The 4,377-nt window shown below is 50.6% G+C and carries 6 protein-coding genes and 1 pseudogene; 5 read left to right on the top strand and 2 right to left on the bottom strand.

Annotation, left to right across the window (positions count from 1 at the left end):
- Positions 1-332: dicarboxylate/amino acid:cation symporter (locus ACWA6V_RS17915; RefSeq protein WP_449523773.1), on the top strand; the 332-nt coding region annotated here is incomplete at its 5' end.
- Between the two features lie 83 nt (positions 333-415).
- Here the strand turns inward: ACWA6V_RS17915 and ACWA6V_RS17920 are convergent.
- The gene (locus ACWA6V_RS17920) at positions 416-1,081 is read right to left on the bottom strand and encodes a hypothetical protein (RefSeq protein WP_449523774.1); all 666 of its coding nucleotides are present in this window, start codon (positions 1,079-1,081) and stop codon (positions 416-418) included.
- 210 nt (positions 1,082-1,291) lie between these two features.
- Complete coding sequence (locus ACWA6V_RS17925; protein WP_449523775.1) at positions 1,292-1,930, bottom strand: hypothetical protein; 639 nt, start codon at positions 1,928-1,930, stop codon at positions 1,292-1,294.
- 226 nt (positions 1,931-2,156) lie between these two features.
- Here ACWA6V_RS17925 and hisB point away from each other — a divergent pair, with 226 nt between their 5' ends.
- The 4 genes and pseudogenes from hisB to ACWA6V_RS17945 form a co-directional block, all read left to right on the top strand.
- Positions 2,157-2,768 carry an imidazoleglycerol-phosphate dehydratase HisB gene (gene hisB / locus ACWA6V_RS17930; RefSeq protein ID WP_310074469.1) on the top strand — a complete coding sequence of 204 codons (612 nt, stop codon included), beginning with the start codon at positions 2,157-2,159 and terminating at the stop codon, positions 2,766-2,768.
- A gap of 3 nt (positions 2,769-2,771) precedes the next feature.
- Positions 2,772-3,428, top strand: a complete 657-nt coding sequence (hisH, locus tag ACWA6V_RS17935; RefSeq protein ID WP_449523776.1) for an imidazole glycerol phosphate synthase subunit HisH — start codon at positions 2,772-2,774, stop codon at positions 3,426-3,428.
- A gap of 103 nt (positions 3,429-3,531) precedes the next feature.
- Positions 3,532-4,263: a 1-(5-phosphoribosyl)-5-[(5-phosphoribosylamino)methylideneamino]imidazole-4-carboxamide isomerase gene (gene hisA / locus ACWA6V_RS17940; RefSeq protein WP_449523777.1), complete on the top strand. Its 732-nt coding sequence runs from the start codon at positions 3,532-3,534 to the stop codon at positions 4,261-4,263.
- Positions 4,264-4,277: 14 nt separating this feature from the next.
- Positions 4,278-4,377, top strand: a pseudogene (locus tag ACWA6V_RS17945) (imidazole glycerol phosphate synthase subunit HisF); the annotation flags it as partial.

Raw genomic sequence — 4,377 nt, forward strand, 5'->3', positions numbered from 1 at the left:
GCACTATCTTTATTCCCAAGGTTTACACCATTGATGTACTTGCAGCTGGGTTCCTAATGCTGATATTAACAGCAACACTCGCTTCTATTGGCACTGCTGGCGTTCCCAGTGTGGGTTTGATCATGTTGGCGATGGTATTGCAATCGGTCGGTTTACCCGTTGAAGGAATAGCATTAATTATCGGCGTGGATCGTTTATTGGATATGGTGCGCACCGCCGTAAATGTGACAGGTGATGCAGCGGTATCAGTGATCGTTGGTAGCAGTGAAAAAATGCTCGATAAAACCCGCTACGAAGATATGAAACTAAATGCGGAAGTTGATCCTGTGTAAATAAACTGCGGTGCAAATAAAAAAGGCGAATTGTAAAAAACAATTCGCCTTTTTTATTTTAAATAAACGCGTGAATTAATTCGTTAATGGCGTGTGCTGCTCTCGGTATCAAACTCAACGCTGATCGACAAATCCTCTACCAAGCAAGGCCAGCGCTCCAATTCTTCTGTCCAACCTTTATCGCGATGTGCATTGACATAATGGGTAATATTGGCGCCTTCAAAACCGTGTTCATTTAATAAGAGTTCTGCGGAAAATAACACGGCTTGATCCAATTCGTTCGCGAAAGGTTCGCCAATTAATTCATGCGCAATTACATTGGCGACGGTCATATCCATAGGTGCGAGAGGAATTCCACTTTTCGCCATAAAGCGATCATTCACTTCTTCGAGTAAACGATGCGCGAGATAAGCTTCGTCCAATAACGCTTCTAGTTGGCTGTGCGGATCGACAATCGACGGCGGTGACATAAAATAATCACTCGCGATTTTTAGCAGCGGTTCAACATCTTTATCAATGCCTGCCTCGTGCGCCATGCTGCGGATGGCATCGATAAAATCGGGCACGTGTTTAATGTAGCGCACCACAAAATCCGCCAAGCCCTTAGCGGCTTGCTGTTCCGGCAATTTAATTGCGGCGTGCAGGCGCTTCTTGCGGCACTCCACAAATTCCAACAATTTTCCAGTAGCAGAATCCTGCTCCTGCGCCTGCTGGATCAGTTGGCGAATAGGGTTCAAGGGGTCGGTCAATCTAGTTCTCTGGTAGTGGTTATAGGTAATCACATTAGCAGTCCTGCATGTTGCTGCTGACATTTATAAGTCGCGCTTTAAAAGTAAACCATGACCAAGCAAACGCAAGTGAGTCTTAATACCAACTTTTTATAAAAATCTGTTTAACCGATGAAATCGGCCTGAGGGACGTTTTTGGCGCCACCAAGCCGTGCCTGGAGGAAGGTATAGTTAGAATGCGCCCGATAATTTCAAACGGATGGTGTTATCCAGATCGCCGCTCAAATACTGTTGGAATTGCAAACTCAAATCGAGGCTGCCAAGGGTTTGGCCAATGCCGAGCACACCGTAAACGCCGCCGTCAATTTCAATATCTTCTTCATAGCAATTACTACAGTTGCTGATGCTGCGCTCTGAAGCCAACATGCCGCTAACGCCACCCCGAACCGTAAAAAAACTCATATTGTCTTGCCCGAAACGATACTTGGGACCGTATTCAGCGAACAGCATTAAGGCGTTCGCATCTGACTCTTCATAGCCTTCATCACCGTACCAATTATCCCTCACATATTGACTGAAGGCGGCATTGTCACGGTAAAACAAAAAACTGACTCCCAATGAAAGCGTATTTTCGCTCCTACTGGAATAATACTCGGCTGCACCGCCCACAGCAGTGGCAGTATCTTCAACACGCGCTTCAAATTTGGCTGCTGCTGCTTTATCGATATTTACATGATCCACATGACCCGACCAGCTCCAGCCGGTGTAGTCAGCGTTATTGGGATTATTGTTGTACGGCGCTGCTGCAATGCTGGTTGCGGCGAGCAGGCTGGCGCCAAGAAGGCAGGTTTTTAACAGCAGATTAGTCATAGTGGTGATCCATCATAAGTTGACGAGGGTTTAAAAACGGTGCGCAACATACTGGGATTAACGCAGTTTGTAACGCAATTTGGCGGGATTTTGAGCGAAATAATCTGTATGGCAACTTAACAATCAGCCTGATAGAGCGGCTTTCCGTGAATTCGGCGCCCCAAGTCTATATAATTCGCACTTTATTATGTGTCGCCGGAACTTGTCCGGTTTGATGGAGTTAGGCATGTCTGATCGTATAGCCCCCAATCCACGAATTGCTACAGTGGATCGCAACACCCTGGAAACCAAAATCAGTGTCAGCCTCAATCTCGATGGCACTGGTAAAGGCGTGTTCAACACCGGCGTGCCCTTTCTGGAGCACATGATGGACCAGATCGCACGTCACGGCATGATCGATCTGGACGTGACCTGCGACGGCGATACTCATATCGATGACCACCACTCAGTGGAGGATATCGGCATCACCATCGGCCAGGCGATTGCCAAAGCCATCGGCGATAAAAAAGGCATCCGCCGTTATGGTCACGCCTATGTACCACTCGATGAGGCCCTGTCGCGGGTGGTGATCGATTTTTCCGGCCGCCCCGGCTTGGTCATGCAGATTCCATTTACGCAAAAGCGTGTCGGCCAGTTTGACGTGGAATTGTTCTGGGAGTTTTTCCAGGGCTTCGTCAACCACGCCGGCGTCACCCTGCATGTGGACAACCTGCGCGGCCACAATGCCCATCACCAGATCGAAACCGTGTTCAAAGCCTTCGGTCGCGCCCTGCGTATGGCGCTCGAACTGGATCCGCGTATGGAAGGCATTATGCCCTCCACCAAAGGTAGCCTCTGATTTATGACTATTGGTAAGCAGACCGTTGCCGTTATCGATTACGGCATGGGCAATCTCCACTCGGTGGCTAGCGCCCTGAGCCACGTTGCACCTGAACAAAACGTCATTGTGACATCTGATTCCGCTGCTGTAGCTGCTGCTGACCGGGTGGTTTTCCCTGGTGTGGGCGCAATCCGCGATTGCATGGCGGAAATCAAACGCCTCGGATTTGATAAGTTGCTGCGCGAGCAAATTGCCACCGGCAAACCGGTGCTGGGAATTTGCGTGGGCATGCAGGCGCTGATGAATAGCAGCGAAGAAAACGGCGGTGTGGATTGCATCGGCATATTGCCGGGAAAAGTGCGCTTCTTCGGCGAAAACCATACAGATAGCACTGGTGCACATCTCAAAGTACCGCATATGGGCTGGAATCAGGTGCATCACATCGATCACCCGCTCTGGGGGGGTATCGAGCAAGATAGCCGTTTCTACTTCGTGCACAGCTTCTACATTTTGGCCGACGATGCCAGCCAAGTCGCTGCAACTTGCGATTATGGCGTGCAGTTCCATGCGGCGCTGGCAAAGGACAACCTGTTTGCTGTGCAATTCCACCCGGAGAAGAGCCATACGGCTGGCCTGCAACTGCTGAAGAATTTTTTACAATGGGATGGCAGGGTGTAGGTTGGGCCGCGCCGCGCAGGCAGCGAGGCCCAACATTGTAGTTACCGCCACCTACGTTGGGCATGACTGCCTAACCTAATTTCTGTTTAATCGAGATTGATCAATGTTAATTATCCCCGCAATTGATTTAAAAGATGGCCAATGTGTGCGACTGCGCCAGGGTTTAATGGACGACTCCACTGTTTTCTCCGACGATCCGGTCGCGATGGCAGCACAATGGGTGCAACAAGGTTGCCGTCGTTTACATCTGGTTGATTTGAATGGTGCCTTTGAAGGCAAGCCGGTCAACGGCGGAGTGGTTACCGCTATCGCCAAAGCCTACCCCAAGCTGCCGATCCAGATCGGGGGCGGCATCCGCAGCGCGGAAACCATCGAGTACTACCTGAATGCGGGTGTTGAGTACGTCATTATCGGCACCAAAGCGGTAAAAGAGCCGCAGTTTGTGACCGATATGTGCAAGCAATTCCCGGGTCACATCATCGTCGGCCTTGATGCCAAAGACGGTTGGGTTGCCACCGACGGCTGGGCGGAAGTATCCAATTTGCAAGCCTCCGAACTCGCCAAACGTTTCGAGCAGGACGGTGTCAACAGCATCGTCTACACCGACATCGCCCGCGACGGCATGATGCAAGGCGTAAATGTGCAGGCGACTGTCGCCATGGCGCAGGCTTCCAGCATCCCGATTATCGCCTCCGGTGGCGTCACCAATATGGACGATATCATCGCGCTCAAAGCCGAGGCCCACAAAGGTATTTGCGGCGCTATCACCGGCCGCGCAATTTACGAAGGCACGCTGACTATGGCGGAAGCGCAGGCCTACTGCGACGCTAATTAATTCCGGAACTGTTTATGGCACTTGCAAAAGGCATAATTGCCTGTCTTGATGTGGACAATGGCCGCGTGGTCAAAGGTGTGCAATTTCTGGATATCCGCGATGTGGGTGTCCCGG

This window comes from Cellvibrio sp. (assembly GCF_053579595.1).